The organism is Ectopseudomonas oleovorans (assembly GCF_003052605.1).
Lineage (GTDB): Bacteria > Pseudomonadota > Gammaproteobacteria > Pseudomonadales > Pseudomonadaceae > Aquipseudomonas > Aquipseudomonas oleovorans_A.
On sequence record NZ_QASO01000037.1, the window covers coordinates 1 to 17,361 of the forward strand.

Sequence of the window (17,361 nt, forward strand, 5' to 3'; positions counted from 1 at the left end):
CGTAGTAGAGATCCACTCGATTGCACAGTGACATGAACTGATGACGAACCGGTCGCACCGACCTGTGTGTAACCTGCTGCATCCATCGGCCCTCTGCTTTGCAAGGCCGCTAGCCCGGTTAGGCGCACAGGAGCGAAATTCATCATGGCTCAAGGCTAACGCCTTATCAGAAGTCGAATATACGGAAGCAGTCGTACCTAGGTTCAGAGGCAGATTATTTCACTGGCAAAACGGGAGGAGTCCATATACGGATGCAATCCGGGAAAACCAGCCACCCGGTCAAATGTCGATACACCCAACCTGTAGGAGCGGCGCCCCGCCGCGAACCTGCCTGACGCGGGCGCGCAAAGCTTCGCCCCGGGGCGGACCTCCTACGCAAGGCTACTTTGCTCGCCTCGCCGGATTGGCATAACCCCAACTTTCATCCTCCCCACATACAGCACCGATCATGATCACAACTGGCGCTATCCCCTTCCGGCAAGCTAGCATCACGCCATTAGCCCGCTCCCGGATTCACCCATGTCCCTGCGCCCCAAACGGCACACGCAAACCTCGTTGGTGTTACTGCTCCTGTTCCTGCTCGGTAGCGGCTTTCTCACCACCTCGCTGCTGAGCTATTACGCCTCGCGCGACTCGATCCGTAACAGCATCATCAACACCGAACTGCCGCTGACCTCCGACACCGTCTATTCGGAAATCCAGAAGAACCTGGTGCGCCCCATCCTTATCTCCTCGATGATGGCCCGTGACACCTTCCTGCGTGACTGGGTGCTGGCCGGCGAACAAGACACCGGGCAGATGACCCGCTACCTGCGTGAAGTGCAGGAGCACTACGGCGCCTTCACCAGCTTCTTCGTCTCCGACAAGACCAGCACCTACTACCAGGCCAAGGGCGTGCTCAAGCAGGTCAAGCCGGAAGAGCCGCGCGATGTCTGGTACTACCGCGTACGCGACCTCAAGGAACCCTACGAGATCAACGTCGACGTCGACCTGGCCAACGCCGACCGCCTGACCATTTTCATCAACTACAAGGTGCTCGACTACGACGGCAGCTTCATCGGTGCCACCGGCGTCGGCCTGGCGGTCGATGCCGTGGTCAAGCTGATCGACGAATATCAGGCGCGCTATGAGCGCAGCGTCTACTTCGTCGACACCACCGGGCGCATCACCCTCACCAGCGCCCAAGGCGGACCGATGGGCGCCCAGGCCGGCGATTTACTGGCCGACGTGCCCGGTCTCGACGGCCTGATGGAAAAACTGCCCACGCCACAAAGCGGCCAGTTCGAATACCAGGAGCAGGGCCGCGAGCACTTCCTCAATGTGCGCTACATCCCCGAGCTGGAGTGGTATCTGTTCGTCGACAAGCAGGACAAGGCCATGGCCGACATCCGCCAGGGGCTCTACATCAACCTGCTGCTGTGCCTGCTGATCACCGCCATCGTGCTGGCCCTGGTGAGCCTGGCGATTCGACGCTATCAGCAGCGCATCGCCGCCCTGGCCACCACCGACAGCCTCACCGACCTGCCCAACCGCCGTGGCTTCGACATCCTCGCCGAACAGGCCCTGCAGGAAGCGCAGCGCGACAGCAGCCCGCTGTGCGCCGTACTGCTGGATCTGGACAACTTCAAGCTGATCAACGACCAGCACGGCCACCTCGCCGGCGACCAGGTGTTGCACGATTTCGCCCAGCAACTGCGCGGCACGCTGCGCCAGTCCGACATTCTCTGCCGCTGGGGTGGCGAGGAATTCATCCTGCTGCTGAAGAACACCGACCGCCAGGCCGCCCACGACCTGGCCGAAAAACTGCGCCAGCACTGCGCCGAACAGCGCCATGAAGTCGAAGGCCAGAGCCTGCAGGTCACCGTCAGCCTTGGCCTCAGCCAGTGGCACGCCGGTGAGAGCCTGCACGCCCTGCTCGGCCGCACCGACCGCGCGCTGTACCGTGCCAAGCAGGCCGGGCGCGACCGCGTCTGCCTCGATCTCTGATGGATACTCAACACTGCCTGCTATGCGGCAAGAGCAACCAGTGCAGCGTCGCCGCCGGGCGTGACGAACCCTGCTGGTGCTTCGACGCGCAGATCGACCCGGCTACGCTGCAGCGCCTGACGCCCGAGCAACGTGACCAGGCCTGCCTGTGCCCAGCCTGCGCTGGAGCGCTGAAAGCCACTGAGCCCCGCGAGGGCGATTGAGCCATGCGCCTGGATCGCTTCCTCAGCAACTTCCCCCGCTTCAGCCGCCAGGACAGCCGCCTGCTGATCAGCGCCGGCCGCCTGCGTGTGGACGGTGCGGTGGTTCACGACCCGCACCATGAGGTGCGCGACTTCCAGCGCGTCGAGCTGGATGACGAGCTGCTGCAAGCCGGACGTAGCGCGCGCTATTGGATGCTGCACAAACCGGTCGGCGTGGTCAGTGCCACCGAGCACGACGAACACCGCACCGTCCTCGATCTGCTCGACGAACCGGACAAGCACGACCTGCACCTGGCCGGCCGCCTCGACCTGAACACCAGCGGCCTGCTGCTGATCACCAACGACGGGCGCTGGTCGCGGCGCATCACCCAGCCACAGCAGCGCAAGCCCAAGGTCTACCACGTCACCACCGAACAGCCGATCACCGCCGAGTACGCCGAGGTCTTCGCCCAAGGCCTGTACTTCGCCTTCGAAGACCTCACCACCCTGCCCGCCCAGCTTGAGGTACTGAGCAGCCACCAAGCCCGGCTGACCCTGTTCGAAGGTCGCTACCATCAGGTCAAGCGCATGTTCGGCCACTTCCGCAATCGCGTCGTCGCCCTGCACCGCGAAAGCATGGGCGAAATCGTCCTCGACCCGCAACTCGCCCCCGGCCAGTACCGCGCTCTGACGGAGGCGGAAATCGCCAGCGTCTGACCCCTCCCACGCAGCAACAAACACGAGCCGACCAACGGCAGCCATAAAGCACGATAAAAATGTGACTTACCCTTGCGTAGCTGCAAGCTAGCTGCTTGAATCGAACCACAAGTCTTTAGATGACCAATTGGTCACCACGCGACAACGATGTGCTCTTTCAGTTACTGGCGCTCTGCGCCGACTGGATTCCTGCCTGGTAACACCGCCCTCTCCAAGGCCCTGAAAAAGCCTGGAGCGCTCGCCTGTTTCGATCCTAACTGCTTGAAATTCCTATACTTATAAAAATCTCCAGCCTGACATCATGCTGTCACGCTCAGGCGCTTTTCTAACTGCTCAATCCAGCGCGAACGGTCGCCCGCTCGCCACGCTCACTTGCGCCAGGAGGAAACGACATGAGGCCAGAAACCGCAGTCGTCGAGATCAACAGGAAGCACAAGGTACACACGGAGTTCTACAGCAACTCGGCCGCAAGCAAGAGCATCATTCTGGTCAATGGCTCCCTGGCGACCACCGCCTCGTTCGCGCAAACGATCAAATACCTGCAGCCACAGTTCAACGTGGTGGCTTTCGACCTGCCCTATGCCGGCCAGTCCAAGCCACACAACACGGACTTCACGCCTATCACCAAGGAAGACGAAGCGGCGATCCTGCTGCACCTGATCGACCACTACAGCGCCAACTACCTGATGTCCTTCTCCTGGGGCGGCGTCGCCTCCATGCTCGCCCTGGCCCAATGCCCGGCGACGCTGGAGAAGGCCGCCATCTGCTCCTTCTCGCCGATCCTCAACGTGCCGATGCTCGACTACCTGCACAAGGGCCTGCGCTTCTTGAACGCGGTGGATCGCGACAACATCGCCCTGCTGGTCAACAGCACCATAGGCAAGCACCTGCCGTCGCTGTTCAAGCGCTTCAACCACAAGCACGTCAGCACCCTGGACGAACACGAATACCGGCAGATGTACGCCCACATCAAGCAGGTGCTGAGCATGGAAGCGCACTGCCGCATGGAATGCCTGCAGGCCATCGACATCCCACTGCTGTTCGTCAACGGCGAGCGTGACGAGTACACCTCGGTGGAAGATGCCTGCCTGTTCGCCCAGCACATCGACCACGCCCAGTTCGCCGTGATCGACGACGCCGGCCACTTCCTCGACATGGAACACAAGGCCGCCTGGCTGCAGAGCCAACGCGTGCTGCTGGACTTCTTCAATGCCCCCAGCAAACGCCTGCAACTGCCCGCCAAAGGCGACCTGCGCGAACTGCAGGCGATGGCGGTATGACGGGCACCACGCGCAAAGCGAATGCGCTTTGCGCTTCATTTCCACCGCAGGTTCCGGTATAAAGGCACCCGCTGCGGGTGTCGTATAATGGTAATACCCTAGCTTCCCAAGCTAGAGCCGTGGGTTCGATTCCCATCACCCGCTCCACTTCGACTTTCCAGGGACTTCCACCGAACGCCAGGGAACGTCGTAAGTCATTGTCAGGATTGAGATTTTTACCTGATCTCAATCCACTGGCATCCAGCGAAATCCACTCCCAGCCGGTTCTAACTGGTACGTTGAGCGGTACACTGGCAATACGGAGGTCCCCAAAACCGTATTGTTGCTGGAGGAGCCGGGGTTCCGTCGGGAACATGGCATCCAACTCGCTTCGCAGGAGTTGGACTCATGCTTTCAGACCTCCAGGTTCGACAGGCCAAGGTGACCGGCAAGGCGTATTCGCTTGTCGATTTCGACGGTCTCTACTTCTACATCTCCGCCACCGGCTTCAAGGCCTGGCACTTCCGCTTCACTTGGGGCGGCAAGCGCGAGCGCATGTCCTTCGGTGGCTATCCCGCGCTTTCCCTGAAAGACGCTCGCAATCTGCGCGACGAGGCCCGGGCCATGCTGGCCAAGGGCATCAACCCGCATTCGGAGCGCAAGCGCAAGCGCCACGCCATCGTCCTGGCGGGCGAGCACACCTTCCAGGCCATCTACGACAAATGGCTGGCCCACCGCAGCCTCTCTCTGGAAAATGAGGGCCGCCAAAGTACGCCCAAGCAGATCGGGCGCGTCTTCGCCAAGGACGTGTTTCCCGTATTGCGCCACCTGACCATCTACGACGTCACCCGCGCCCACCTGCTGGACATCATCGGCAGAGTGGAAAAGCGTGGCTCGCTGTCGGTGGCCGAGAAGCTGCGCACCTGGTTCAGCCAGCTATTCACCTACGCCTCGGTGGTGGTGCCCAACATGGGCGACAACCCGGCCAAGGATTTGGACGTGGTGGCGATGCCGCTGCCCCCGGTGGAGAACAATCCCTTTTTGCGCATGCCCGAGCTGCCGGCAATGCTGCAGACGTTGCGCAAGTACAGCGGTCGCCTGAATACGCAACTGGGTCTACGTCTGCTGCTGCTCACGGGCGTGCGCACCGGTGAATTGCGCTACGCCACGCCCGATCAGTTTGATCTGGAGCGCGGTCTGTGGATCATCCCGGTTGTCAGGCTCAAGCAACGCAAGCAGCTCACCAAGAAGAAGCGCCAGCGTTTCGCCGACATCCCGCCATACATCGTGCCACTGTCGTTGCAGGCACAAGAGGTCGTTCGTCATTTGCTGGGAAATCTGAAGCCAGCACAGGTGTATCTCATCCCCGGTGATTGGTGCCTGAAAAACCCTCTGAGCGAGAACACGCTCAATGGCGCGCTCAAGCGTATGGGCTATGAAGACCAACTCACTGGGCATGGCGTTCGCGCCACCATCTCGACTGCGCTCAATGAATTGGGGTATCCGCCCAAGTGGGTAGACGCCCAACTTTCGCATGCCGATCCGGATCGGATCAGCGCGACCTACAACCACGCCGAGTACGTCGAGCAACGCCGCGTCATGATGCAGGACTGGGCCGACCGGCTGGACTTGTTCGAGCAGAATCAGGTCGAAGTTGCCAGCACGCACTTGACCATCACGTTGCAGGGCCTGCCCACAATCGCCGGACAGGCGGCAGCGCAGCCGCCCGCCCTGAATCCAAACGCCCCTCAGTTGATCGTTGCGCCTGCACCCGATGCACCAGCGGTTCCAGCTTCCGTCTATCGACTTTCGGCGGTGCATCTGCCCGAGTACGCGCGACCCACGCTGTCAGAGGTGCAGCGCGAGCGCTTGCAATTGCTGGAGATATTCGAGGCATCCCACAACCTGTCGGTGGCCGATTACGCCAAGCTGGTTGGCAAGTCCCGCCGCTGGATCACTTACGAGATTCAGGCCGGCAATCTCCTGTCGATCCATCTGGGTCACCGTGGGCAGCGCGTCCCGGACTGGCAACTCGACCCCATCAAGCGCAAGCTGATTCAGGCTGTCCTGAAGCTGGTGCCGCGCGGTATCGACACCTGGCACATCTATCACGCACTGCTACGGCCATACGATGCCCTGGGCAAGTGTCCAGTCATCGAGGCCGTCGATCCGACCAACCTGCATCTTGCAGCTCGACTGGTCGCCGCACATGCCATAGAAACCGATGAGCTTGCAGAGCAATCGGAGGCGTCTCCGGTGCTGGCCAGGCAGACTGTAGAGCGCCTGGTAAAAACGGCAATGTTGGTTGATATGCCCGAAGATCCCGTCGCCCGTTGAGCTGAGGCCGGGCGGCAGCACCGTCCGGTCAAGGTCAAAGGAGGGAACGTCGATCGCTTCGCATGGCCGCCCATCCGTCTTCTGCGCGGCCAACTCGCAATTTCCACGTTTTGGCAGGCAGCGTTTAGCGTCGGATCAGCGCTCGGCAGTCACCATAGGCGACTTCTCGGTAATGCTATCTCGCTATATCAGTATCTCGATCGGATATGACACCAGCGGATTTTCGTTGCCAATCTCAAGCCCCGATCAATAGATTCCGAGCGTTCGCCGCTTTTTGAAACCGCTGGCGCATCAGACCATACCGATACGGTTTTGCGAGAGCAGCCACTTCTCACGATCCTGATAGCGCAAGCGTCACTGTCGAGCCGCGACAGACGCTCGGTTTTCTTGTGCCCGATGGATTTTTGCACATCGAGCACACAACGCCTACTCGTTGCGCGAACTGATCAGAAGTCATCAAAAGCGGGCGTCATCACTCGCGTCTTGCGCGGACAACAGGCCGACCATGAGGACGGCTGCAAAAGCAGTCGGCCCTGTAGTTCTTCTCCTGGAAGGAGACGGAGCATGCACGAGAACAAAAATGATGCACCAACATCAAAGGTGTTCTACCGCCCGCTCGAAGCGTCCATCCGCTGGGCCGGACTGCTGCGATACGAGCAGGTGATCCTGGCTTCGGTCTCGTCGCCTATGGATCTGCCGCAGTCGCTGGACTGCCCGCGTTTGGGCGAACTGCGGCTGTACACCGACCGCATCTATGACGGCATCCTCAACGGGGAACTGCCCTTCGGGCAGCATGGCATCACGACACGCGACACCGCGTTGATCGAATCGCCTGATCTGACGGTACGTCATGTCGATCTGAAGTGCTGGATGCGCCAGCACTACCCCGAGCAGCGGCCCGGCTTTCTCTTCTCCCGCGGCGAGCGCATCACCCATCCCTTCATCTCTCTGGAAACAGGGCAAGCCATGCTGGTCGAACGCCAGGCTTTGAAATCCGTCCTGGAACAGACCAAACGTCAGCTTCGCGAGTTGCAGGACAAGCATGACGCGCTGCTCAAGCAGCCCACGGTGATTCCGGCATGCGCGCAGTGTCCGATCAGTGATCGAGCCGAGGCCACCTACCTGAACATCGTTGGCGGCCTGTTGGAGCTGATGCTCGGCCAGTCGCCATCGGGCACGCCGTACTCCAGCTTCAAGACGCAGGAGGCCGTGGTCAGCGCGCTGGTCGCCCATCACAGCGGTGCCATGGGCATCGCGGAGCGGACATTGAACGGCAAGTTCGCCACCGCCAGGCGCCGGCTGCGTAGCGCCTCCCGCTGAGATTTGCCAGCTTGTATGTGCAGTCGCGGAGATTGCATTTGCAATGTCTTTTCGCAGCCGTGTCTATTGAATAGAGGTCACGCCAACAAACGCTACTGAGCGTTCAGGAGTGACCGCCATGTCGCAAACACCTGTACTGCAGCCAAACGAGCGCCGCATCCTGCGCCTGGAAGAAGTCGAAGCGAAATCCGGTTTCAAGCGCGCCCACATCTACAACCTGATGAAGAAACGCCAGTTCCCGCAGGCGCTGCGTCTGGGCGTGCGCGCCGTGGGCTGGGACTCCATCGAAATCGATCAGTGGATCGACGAGCGCGTCAACAACAGGGCCTGACCCGTTCTCCCGCGGACTTTCCATCCTGACACGGAGAACGCCATGCAGGTCGTATCCATCATTTCAACCAAAGGCGGGGTCGGCAAGACCACCACGGCCGCAAACCTGGGCGGTCTCGCTGCGGACGCCGGGCTGCGCGTGCTGTTGCTCGATCTTGATGTGCAGCCCACCTTGTCCTCCTACTACGAGCTGGCCCATCGTGCGCCGGGCGGTATCTATGAATTGCTGGCCTTCAACGAGCGTGACCTTGGCCAGCTTGTGTCCCGCACGATCATCGCGGGCCTGGACTTGGTGCTCTCCAACGACCACCGAGGCGAACTGAACACTTTGCTGCTGCACGCGCCAGACGGGCGACTGCGGCTGCGGCACCTGCTGCCGATACTGAACCCCCTCTACGACCTGGTGCTGATCGACACCCAGGGCGCGCGCTCGGTGCTGCTGGAGATGGCGGTGCTGGCCTCCGACCTCGCGCTGTCGCCAGTGACCCCGGAAATCCTCGCCGCCCGCGAACTGCGGCGCGGCACCATGCAGTTGCTGGCGGACATTGCGCCGTACCGGCAGCTGGGTATCGAGCCGCCGCCGCTGCACCTGCTCATCAACCGCGTCCATCCGGTGTCCGCCAACGCCCGTCTGATCCAGCAGGCGCTGCGCGATCTGTTCCAGGGCCACACCGGCATTCGGGTTCTGGCCACCGACGTGCCGGCCATTGAGGCTTATCCGCGTGCCGCGACGCGCGGTCTGCCGGTGCATCGGGTCGAGTACCGCCAGCCAGTGGGCAGAGTCGCTCCCGCCGCGCTCGCCACCATGCGCGATCTTGCCGGCGAATTGCTCCCGCAGTGGCAGGATCGATTTGCCGCAGTGTCCGGCCGTCCGCCACAGCCTCTTGATACCAGGAGGCCCCATGGCCAACGCACATGAACTGGCCCGAGGCCACAGCCGGCTGCGCGCCCTGATCGAGTTCGCCGTCGGCGAAGGCTGGCACGTCAAGCGCACGGCGGGCGGTCACCTCAAGTTCACCAAGGCAGGCTGCGCCGCGATCTACACCAGTTCGACGGCCAGCGATCACCGGGCAGCCCTCAACGCCCGTGCGCAGATCCGTCGTGCCGAGCGCGAGACCCGATCCCAAGCGCAGGGAGGCGGCCATGACTGAGATCACCTCCCAGCAGATGGCCGGCAAACTGCTTGCGTCCGGGTTCGAGCGCAGCGGCCCGTCAGCAACGACCTTGAGCGACCCGATCGCCGACACGCCCATGGTCGTGACGCTCGACCAGTTGCACCCCTACGACCACGACCCGCGCAAGAAGCGCAATCCGGTGTACGAGGAAATCAAGGCATCCATCCGCGAGCGTGGCCTGGACGCGGCTCCGGCCATCACCCGGCGGCCCGGCGACGATCACTACATCATCCGCAATGGCGGCAACACGCGACTGGCAATCCTGCGCGAACTCTGGTCGGAGACCAAGGACGAACGCTTTTTTCGGGTCTCATGCCTGTTCCGCCCGTGGCCCGAGCGTGGTGAGATCGTCGCGCTCACCGGGCATCTTGCGGAAAACGAACTGCGCGGTGGCCTCACCTTCATCGAGCGCGCTTTGGGCGTCGAGAAAGCGCGCGAGTTCTACGAACTGGAAATCCGCTCCACCCTGAGCCAGTCCGAGCTGGCTCGCCGCCTGGCCGCCGACGGATACCCCGTGCAGCAATCGCACATCAGCCGGATGGCCGACGCCGTACGCTACCTGCTGCCCGCAATCCCGACCGTGCTCTACGCCGGCCTGGGGCGTCACCAGGTCGAGCGGTTGTCGGTCATGCGCAAGGCCTGCGAGCGCACCTGGGAGCATTACGCCAAAGGCCGCTCACTGGTTCAGGACTTCGACGAGTTCTTTCAGGAAGTGCTGTCGCAATTCGATGTCCAGGCCGACGAGTTCTCTACGCAGCGCGTACAGGACGAACTGATCGGCCAGATGGCCGAATTGCTGGACGTCGATTACGACGTGCTCGCTCTGGACATGACCGAATCCGAGAGCCGCCAGCGTGCCTTGGTCAGCGAGCCGACGCCGCCCTCGACACCGCCTGCCTTGCCAGAGCCAGAGGCCATCGCGCGCCCACCTGTCGATACCGCGCCACCCGCCGCGAAGCCTGCGGCAACGCCATCAACGGGCAAAAGCGACACGGATGGCAGCCTGCTTCAAGAGCACATCGTCTCCCCGGCGCCGACAACCGAACGGCTTGAGTCCATCCAGCGCATGGTCGCCGACCAGTTGGGCGATACACTGCCGCGCGACTTCTCGGCGAACGTCTTGCAGTCCATCCCGGTGCAGGCTGGCGGGCTCTATCCGATCTCGGATGTCTGGTACATCGCCCCCGGCCTGGACACACCCGAGCACCTGCGCATCCACGTCGCGCAGTTCGCCCGCGAGATTGCGGTCGAGGCAGACCTGGGCGAGTGCATCGATGACCGCCCAGACGGTATCGGCTTCGCCTGCCGTGCCCATACCTCAAGCCTGGCGCCAAAGGGCCGTGCCGTCCATACGCTGTTGGCTTGCCTGGCCGGTCAGCAGCCCGCCGACGTCGGTCTGGACAACGGGCAAGTCGTCATCGACCTGCCGGCGCTGCTGTACGGCCAGGGCGACGTAACCCGAAGATTGAGCGACACCGCGTTGGTCAAGCTGTTCCGCCTGCTGCGACTGGCCCGCCGCCTGCTCGATCTCGAAGCCGGCACTGCGGACTCTGGAACCTAAGCGAGGAAGGCCAGCATGTCCACAGCACACCCACTCAACCAGGCTGTCATCGCCCAGGCCCTCTATGACCTGCGCAATGGGCAACTGCGCCGCTGCAAACTGATGGGGTTTGGCGAGGCAGAGCTGGACGCCCTCAAGCATCCCGCGCTGATCAGCGTGCTGGCCAACGCCAACGTCTCCTGGTGCTCAGTGACGGTCAACCGCGAAGTGCTGCGGCGGCTGCTCCAGCAGGCGCAGGACGTGGAGAAGGAAATCGCCACAGTCGATCGCATGCTCAGGCTGGGCGCGAGCACGGAGATGGTCAGCAAGTTCTATGGCTTGACGCATCAGGAAGTGGCGCTTCGCCGTGAAATCCTCGGTCTGCCCAAGCGCAAGGGCCGGCACCCCGTGCTGGACGAGGAGCAGGACACGGAGCTGTGGCGGCAATGGAAGGCCGTGACCAACAGCAGAACGGTCGATCTCGAAGACGAAACCTCCATCCTCGATGCCGCCATGGACTTGGCCGAAGGCATGTCGCTGCCTCTGTCGGTGGTCTGGGCCTCGATCAAGAGCTGGGTCGATCAGGGATTGGCTTGAGTCATGGCCGTGGACGACACCGCACCACGAGTCCGACGCCAAGGCCCCATCGCACTCGCAGAGCTGTTCGATGCTGCGCTGAAAGACCTTGCGCCCAAGCCCGCCCCCAGCGCACCTGCGTCTACACCGGCACAGTCGCCCACGCCTACCTCCGGCGATGCTTTCCTGTTCAGTGGCAACCGGCACGAGACGGTGCCACGCAAGTTGTTCCTCGACCGCCGCCTGACACCGCTGGAACGAAACGCCTGGCAAGTGTTCCGGCTGATGCTCAACGACGATGGTGTGACCGCATTTCCCACCTACGAGCAGTTGCGGCCCTGGCTGGCGTCCATGCCCTGCGCAGGCCAGGCCTCGCATGAAACCGTGGCACGGGCGCTGACACTGATGCGCCTGACCCGCTGGCTGAGCCTGGTGAGGCGACGGCGTGACCCCAAGACTGGCCGCATCCTCGGCAATCTGTACGTGCTGCACGACGAACCTCTGACACCGTTCGAGGCCATGCAGCTCGACCCGGACTACCTGCAACTCGTCAGCCAGGCGCTCGGCCATTCTGCCAAGGCCGTACAGATCGTGGGCCTGCACACGCTCAAGGAAATCGGCGAAGACCCATTACTGGCCGGACGCACCCTCCCGTCACGGTTGCAGGTGATGGCCGAACGTCTCGCCAACCAGAACCCCACGGCCAGCGATAGTTATCAACAGGAGGACGCCATTCACGATTCCGAAGAAGGGGCTCCGGGCCTTCTTCGGAATCGTGAACGACCCACTACGGATTCCGAAGCAGGGCCGAAACCCGCGCCAGACGTCTCTCTTCTGAAACCGAAGCAGGCCCGTACAGTACGTAGTAGTTGTATTAATGAAATACGTACTACTGCGCAGGCGCGCGCGCTGGGCGATCTGCAATGGCCCAAGCGCTTTGCACAACTGAAGGCGGAACAGCAGGCGGGTGCCAAGGTGGCATTGCAGCAGGTTGATCCCTCGCTGAGGCAGGACGTGCTGGACGAATGGGCAGCGCGTTGTAGCAACCACGGCATCCGCAATCCCGCAGGGTATCTGTTCGGCATCATCCAGCGGGCCATCCACGGTGAGTTTAATGCCTGGGCCAAGAAAGACCCGCCACCGGCACCCACTCAGCCAAACGAACGGCCACCACCCGCACCACCACCCCAAACGCAGGGTAAGCCGGTGCCACCAGAAGTCGCCAGGCAGCACATCGAGCGACTGCGAGATCTGCTCGCCAGCAAGTGAGCCGACCGACAAGGCGGTGAAGTGGATGCCCATGGATGCCAGTAGAGCTATCCCCTGGGGATAGTTCCACCGTTGGGGCGGATGCCGTGCAGTCGCAAGCTTGGCCTCGAACATCTGCCGCAGTATCGGCGTTGTCCGCCCCGATCCCGACCTGCAGCGTTCGTTGGCGCTCCATGGAGCTATCCCCAGGGGATAGCTCGCGCCGCAGGCGGCCACCACGCGCTGAACCGGGGTCTGGCAGGTTTCGGTTTGTTGACTGACGGCCTTCCGCTTCCTGCCGAAGCTGACCGCTCCTTTCCACACAACGAGCGGACACCATGGCAACCAATGAACCTCTGCAACTGAATCTCGGCTCCCTGCGCAGCGCGATGTCGCTGACGCTTCACACCCACCACGCCTCGCGCATCTGGCATGGCCGTGCCGCTGCCGAGGGGCGACCGGGCATCGTCGGCCTGAACGGCTACATCGCCCAAATGAACAAGATGCGGCGTGGTTCGGAGCAGGACGACCCGTACTCGGATTGGTGGATGCTGCGCATCGAGGTCAAGCTCGACCAGACCAAGACCACGCTGCAATCGCTGCGCGAGCAGGTGGATCAGGCGCTGGCGAGCGTGCCGCCGGCACTCAGCCTGGGCGAAAACCTCAACGTTCAGCCCGTCAAGTTGCCGCTGTTCGTCAATGCGCAGCTCGGCTTTGCCGCCGTCTATCTGCTGGCCGACTACGACGACATCGCCCGCAAACTGATTCTCGCCCACCACACGGCGCTCATCGACCGCAGCACCTTGGAGCGCTGGCTCAACGAGGGTGCCCATGCACTGCGCAGCCTGTTCTCGCTGGCCCAGCAATACCGCTATTCGGGCTGTACACGCGACGACTTCGTATCAAAGAACGCCGCAGCACGGGCGGCGTTGGAGAAATTCGGCGAACTGCCGGAGGACGTGCTGGAAGGCACGCGCCGCTCGAAGTTCGCACCGCCCATCGTGCGCCGTGGCCTGCAACAGCGTGTCGAGAGTCCTGCTGCAGCGCATGCCCCCAACGACGAACCCGCCACTGGCGCAGCACCCGAAATCAGCGCCGGCGAGGACGAGGACGAGCAGGCATGAGCGATCCGAACCGCGAACCTCGCTACTTCCAGGGCTTGCAACAGGCTGCCTTCATGAAGCTGGAACACGCGGCCTCTCTAAAAGGCCTTTTAAAGCCTTTTAAGGGTAAGGGGGATCTTGAGGCCTGGGCCAGCCAGTGCTTCGCCATGCGCGACGATTTGATTGGCTTGACGCAGCGGCAGGTGCTGCAACAGGCAGTCGGGCATCCCTTCCACCTGCTGCCCGTGGAGTTGGCCCAGCAGAGCACTGGCGCAGGCACGGCGTTTTTGCGCTGGCGCAAACACGACCGCTCAGCCATGGGCGTGGCGCTGTGGCAGGAATTGATGGTGAGCACCGGCACGCCGGTCAACCTGCTGGCCGATCTGCACGCGATCGAGCTTCAGCGCATCACGTTGAACATGCAGATCAGTCTGCTGCACACCCTGGGCAGGCAGGCACAGGAATGCGCCAGCAAGGCGGCCGAGGCGGAAGACGCCTACCTGCGCAGGCTCAAGTCCATCCCACCTGGAATGCGTGATCGGTGATGACACCGGACACCCCAGCACGCGCCCGAAGCCGACGCGGCACGGGTATTTCAACCACCATGGAGATTGCAACATGAGCACGCACTTTTGGGGCGAAGGCAACATTGGCTCCCCGCCCGAATACCGGGAGTTCCCCAACGGCAACGACGAGCCGCGGCGCTTGCTGCGGCTGAACGTGTATTTCGACAACCCCGTTCCCACCAAAGGCGGCGACTTCGAGGATCGCGGTGGCTTCTGGGCGCCCGTGGAAATCTGGCACCGCGACACCGCGCACTGGAAAAACCTCTACCAGAAAGGCATGCGCGTCCTGGTCGTCGGCCGCATGGAGCGCGAGCCCTGGACGGACAACGAAGATCAGCCGCGCGAGACCTGGCAGATCAACGCGCGTAGCGTCGGCATCCTGCCGTTTCGCATCGAGTCCGTGACCCTCAGCCCGAAGCCGCAGGATGCGGAGGCAAAGCCCCAGGCCGCCCAGGAACCGGCTGTGCCAAAAGAGCCGCGGCGTAGGAAGTGACCCGGCATGGGCCGGCCACTGTTCGCAGCTCCATGCACCCGTGAGCTATCCCCAGGGGATAGCTCCATCTACGTCCACCGGCTTCCACGCGCTCCCGAAAATCGCGGCTCCCGGCTCGCACACCCCGGCTGCACGCTATCTCCGCCCCAGCCATTCCATCCTGTGAAAGTGGTCGCCACCGCTTGCGACTTGTTTGCTGCCGCCCCTGGCTGTGCCCGGCATCCTCGATTCCAGCAACTCAATGAACCACGGAAATCGGATGGACGGACATGCGCCTGTTCTTGTGCGAGAAGCCCTCCCAGGGCAAGGATATTGGCCGGATTCTCGGCGCGACGCAGCGCGGTGAAGGCTGCCTCAACGGCTCCGGCGTCACGATTACCTGGTGCATCGGCCATCTCGTAGAAGCGGCAGCACCCGAGGTCTATGACGCGGCGCTCAAGCGCTGGTCGCTGGAGCAGTTGCCCATCATTCCCCAGCAGTGGCGGGTCGAGGTCAAACCCAAGACCGCCACGCAATTCAAGGTCGTCAAGGCGCTTCTGGCGAAGGCGACCCATCTCGTCATCGCCACCGATGCCGACCGCGAGGGCGAGCTGATCGCCCGCGAGATCATCGACCTGTGCGGCTACCGTGGCCCCATCGAGCGCTTGTGGCTATCGGCGCTCAACGATGCGTCGATCCGCACCGCGCTCGGCAAGCTGCGACCGTCGTCCGATACGCTGCCGATGTATTACTCGGCGCTGGCGCGTTCGCGGGCAGACTGGCTCGTCGGCATGAACCTCAGCCGTCTGTTCACGCTGCTCGGGCGGCAGGCGGGCTACGACGGCGTGCTGTCGGTCGGACGTGTCCAGACCCCGACCCTCAAGCTGGTCGTGGATCGCGACCGCGAAATCGCGGCTTTCAAGTCGGTGCCGTTCTGGGCCATCGACGTGTCTCTGTCCGCAGAGGGTCAGGCTTTCGCCGCGCAGTGGGTTGCGCCCGATGATTGCACCGACGACGCCGGTCGCTGTCTGCAACAGCCGGTCGCCCAGCAGGCGGCGCAGCAGATTCGCGCTGCGGGCAGCGCCCAGGTGGTGTCGGTCGGGACCGAGCGCGTGCGTGAAGGCCCGCCCCTACTGTTCGATCTGAGCACCTTGCAGGAGGTCTGTTCCAGGCAGGTCGGGCTGGACGTGCAGGAGACATTGCAGATCGCCCAGGCCCTGTACGAGACGCACAAGGCCACAACCTACCCGCGCTCGGACTCCGGCTACCTGCCCGAAAGCATGTTCGCCGAGGTGCCCATCGTCCTGGACAGCCTGCTCAATACCGACCCGTCGCTGCGCCCGATCATGGGGCAGCTCGACCGCTCCCAGCGCTCACGTGCATGGAACGACGGCAAGGTCACGGCGCACCACGGCATCATTCCGACGCTCGAACCCGCGAACCTCTCTGCTCTGAGCGAGAAGGAACTGGCGGTGTACCGGCTGATCCGGGCGCATTACCTGGCGCAGTTCCTCCCGCACCACGAGTTCGACCGTACCGTGGCTGAGTTTTCCTGCGGCCAACAGTCGCTGGTGGCCACTGGTAAACAGGTGGTCGTCAAGGGTTGGCGTCTGGTGCTGGCCGAACCGCAAGCGGATGAGGACGGCGACGACACGGCGCGCAGCCAGGTGCTGCCCCCACTGCGTGAGGGCTTGGCGTGCCAGGTGGCCGAGGTCGAGATCAAGGCGCTCAAGACGATGCCGGCCAAGCCCTACACCCAGGGTGAATTGGTCAAATCAATGAAGGGCATTGCGCGCTTCGTGACCGACCCGCGCCTGAAGCAGAAGCTCAAAGACACGACGGGTATCGGCACCGAGGCGACGCGAGCCAACATCATCAGCGTGCTGATCGCCCGTGGCTACATCGTGAAGAAGGGACGCTCCATTCGCGCATCGAATGCGGCGTTCACGCTGATCGACGCCGTGCCTGCGGCGATTGCCGACCCCGGCACCACCGCCGTGTGGGAACAGGCGCTCGACATGATCGAGGCGGGCCAGCTCACCCTGGACGTGTTCATCAGCAAGCAGGCCGCCTGGATTTCGCAGTTGATCGCGCAGTACGGCAGCATGTCCCTGTCCATCAAGCTTGCCCATGGACCAGCATGCCCGCAGTGCGGCGCATCGACGCGCCAGCGCACCGGCAAGAGCGGTCCATTCTGGTCGTGCAGTCGCTACCCCGACTGCAAAGGCACGCTGCCGGTCGAATCTGGTCCGCCCAAGCGTGGCGCTTCGCGCTCGCGTAGCAGCGGTCGCAAAGGTGCCTAACCGACTCCGTTTCCCGTGGGCCGCACCCTGTTTCAAAGGAGTGGCCCGTGTCCCGCACGCCCCTGCGGGTCGCCCAGCGCGCAACGCCTTCTTGTCCGTGTGCGCGTCCCGTCGAGCCGTCCCCGGCTGCGGGACCTGAAGGTAGTTTTTCCGCGAACCGCCTCCCGCGTGTTCTGCTGGTCTGTGTTTCTCCCGCCCACTGCGAAGGGTCCCCCGATGGTTTGCCTGGCAGCGCGAGCCACCCGGA

16 protein-coding genes and 1 tRNA gene are annotated in these 17,361 nt (G+C 63.0%); all 17 read left to right on the plus strand.

The window, feature by feature from the left end; all coding sequences use genetic code 11:
* Positions 1-519 precede the first annotated feature (519 nt).
* The 17 genes from DBO86_RS06475 to DBO86_RS06555 all read left to right on the plus strand — a co-directional run bounded on the left by DBO86_RS06475 (position 520) and on the right by DBO86_RS06555 (position 17,114).
* Positions 520-1,986, plus strand: a complete 1,467-nt coding sequence (locus DBO86_RS06475; RefSeq protein WP_108233271.1) for a sensor domain-containing diguanylate cyclase — start codon at positions 520-522, stop codon at positions 1,984-1,986.
* Positions 1,986-2,189, plus strand: a complete 204-nt coding sequence (locus tag DBO86_RS06480; RefSeq protein ID WP_108233272.1) for a cysteine-rich CWC family protein — start codon at positions 1,986-1,988, stop codon at positions 2,187-2,189. The genes DBO86_RS06475 and DBO86_RS06480 overlap by 1 nt, the downstream gene beginning before the upstream one ends.
* 3 nt (positions 2,190-2,192) lie before the next feature.
* Positions 2,193-2,885 (plus strand): pseudouridine synthase, encoded by a 693-nt coding sequence (locus tag DBO86_RS06485; protein ID WP_108233273.1) that lies wholly within the window; start codon positions 2,193-2,195, stop codon positions 2,883-2,885.
* A 392-nt stretch (positions 2,886-3,277) separates the two neighbouring features.
* Positions 3,278-4,165 carry an alpha/beta fold hydrolase gene (locus DBO86_RS06490; protein ID WP_108233274.1) on the plus strand — a complete coding sequence of 296 codons (888 nt, stop codon included), beginning with the start codon at positions 3,278-3,280 and terminating at the stop codon, positions 4,163-4,165.
* Positions 4,166-4,238: 73 nt separating this feature from the next.
* Positions 4,239-4,312: transfer RNA gene (locus DBO86_RS06495), tRNA-Gly, on the plus strand.
* A 240-nt stretch (positions 4,313-4,552) separates the two neighbouring features.
* Positions 4,553-6,481 (plus strand): tyrosine-type recombinase/integrase, encoded by a 1,929-nt coding sequence (locus DBO86_RS06500; protein WP_014596114.1) that lies wholly within the window; start codon positions 4,553-4,555, stop codon positions 6,479-6,481.
* 564 nt (positions 6,482-7,045) lie between these two features.
* On the plus strand, positions 7,046-7,801 hold the full coding sequence (locus tag DBO86_RS06505; RefSeq protein ID WP_108233275.1) for a hypothetical protein: 756 nt from the start codon (positions 7,046-7,048) through the stop codon (positions 7,799-7,801).
* Positions 7,802-7,919: 118 nt separating this feature from the next.
* Positions 7,920-8,132 carry an AlpA family transcriptional regulator gene (locus DBO86_RS06510; RefSeq protein ID WP_014603611.1) on the plus strand — a complete coding sequence of 71 codons (213 nt, stop codon included), beginning with the start codon at positions 7,920-7,922 and terminating at the stop codon, positions 8,130-8,132.
* 42 nt (positions 8,133-8,174) lie between these two features.
* Positions 8,175-9,050, plus strand: a complete 876-nt coding sequence (locus tag DBO86_RS06515) for a ParA family protein (protein WP_012205953.1) — start codon at positions 8,175-8,177, stop codon at positions 9,048-9,050.
* Positions 9,034-9,282, plus strand: coding sequence for a hypothetical protein (locus DBO86_RS06520; RefSeq protein WP_012205954.1), 249 nt, complete (start codon positions 9,034-9,036; stop codon positions 9,280-9,282). The genes DBO86_RS06515 and DBO86_RS06520 overlap by 17 nt, the downstream gene beginning before the upstream one ends.
* Positions 9,275-10,867, plus strand: a complete 1,593-nt coding sequence (locus tag DBO86_RS06525) for a ParB family protein (RefSeq protein ID WP_108233276.1) — start codon at positions 9,275-9,277, stop codon at positions 10,865-10,867. The genes DBO86_RS06520 and DBO86_RS06525 overlap by 8 nt, the downstream gene beginning before the upstream one ends.
* A 15-nt stretch (positions 10,868-10,882) precedes the next feature.
* Complete coding sequence (locus tag DBO86_RS06530; protein WP_008267477.1) at positions 10,883-11,443, plus strand: DUF2857 domain-containing protein; 561 nt, start codon at positions 10,883-10,885, stop codon at positions 11,441-11,443.
* A gap of 3 nt (positions 11,444-11,446) precedes the next feature.
* Positions 11,447-12,691: an STY4528 family pathogenicity island replication protein gene (locus DBO86_RS06535; protein WP_108233277.1), complete on the plus strand. Its 1,245-nt coding sequence runs from the start codon at positions 11,447-11,449 to the stop codon at positions 12,689-12,691.
* Between the two features lie 317 nt (positions 12,692-13,008).
* Complete coding sequence (locus tag DBO86_RS06540; RefSeq protein ID WP_108233278.1) at positions 13,009-13,794, plus strand: PFL_4669 family integrating conjugative element protein; 786 nt, start codon at positions 13,009-13,011, stop codon at positions 13,792-13,794.
* Positions 13,791-14,318 (plus strand): DUF3158 family protein, encoded by a 528-nt coding sequence (locus DBO86_RS06545; RefSeq protein WP_033990597.1) that lies wholly within the window; start codon positions 13,791-13,793, stop codon positions 14,316-14,318. Before DBO86_RS06540 ends, DBO86_RS06545 begins: the two co-directional genes overlap by 4 nt.
* Before the next feature lie 73 nt (positions 14,319-14,391).
* Positions 14,392-14,832, plus strand: a complete 441-nt coding sequence (locus tag DBO86_RS06550) for a single-stranded DNA-binding protein (protein WP_008267200.1) — start codon at positions 14,392-14,394, stop codon at positions 14,830-14,832.
* A gap of 269 nt (positions 14,833-15,101) precedes the next feature.
* Positions 15,102-17,114, plus strand: coding sequence for a DNA topoisomerase III (locus tag DBO86_RS06555; protein ID WP_108233279.1), 2,013 nt, complete (start codon positions 15,102-15,104; stop codon positions 17,112-17,114).
* Positions 17,115-17,361: the final 247 nt, after the last annotated feature.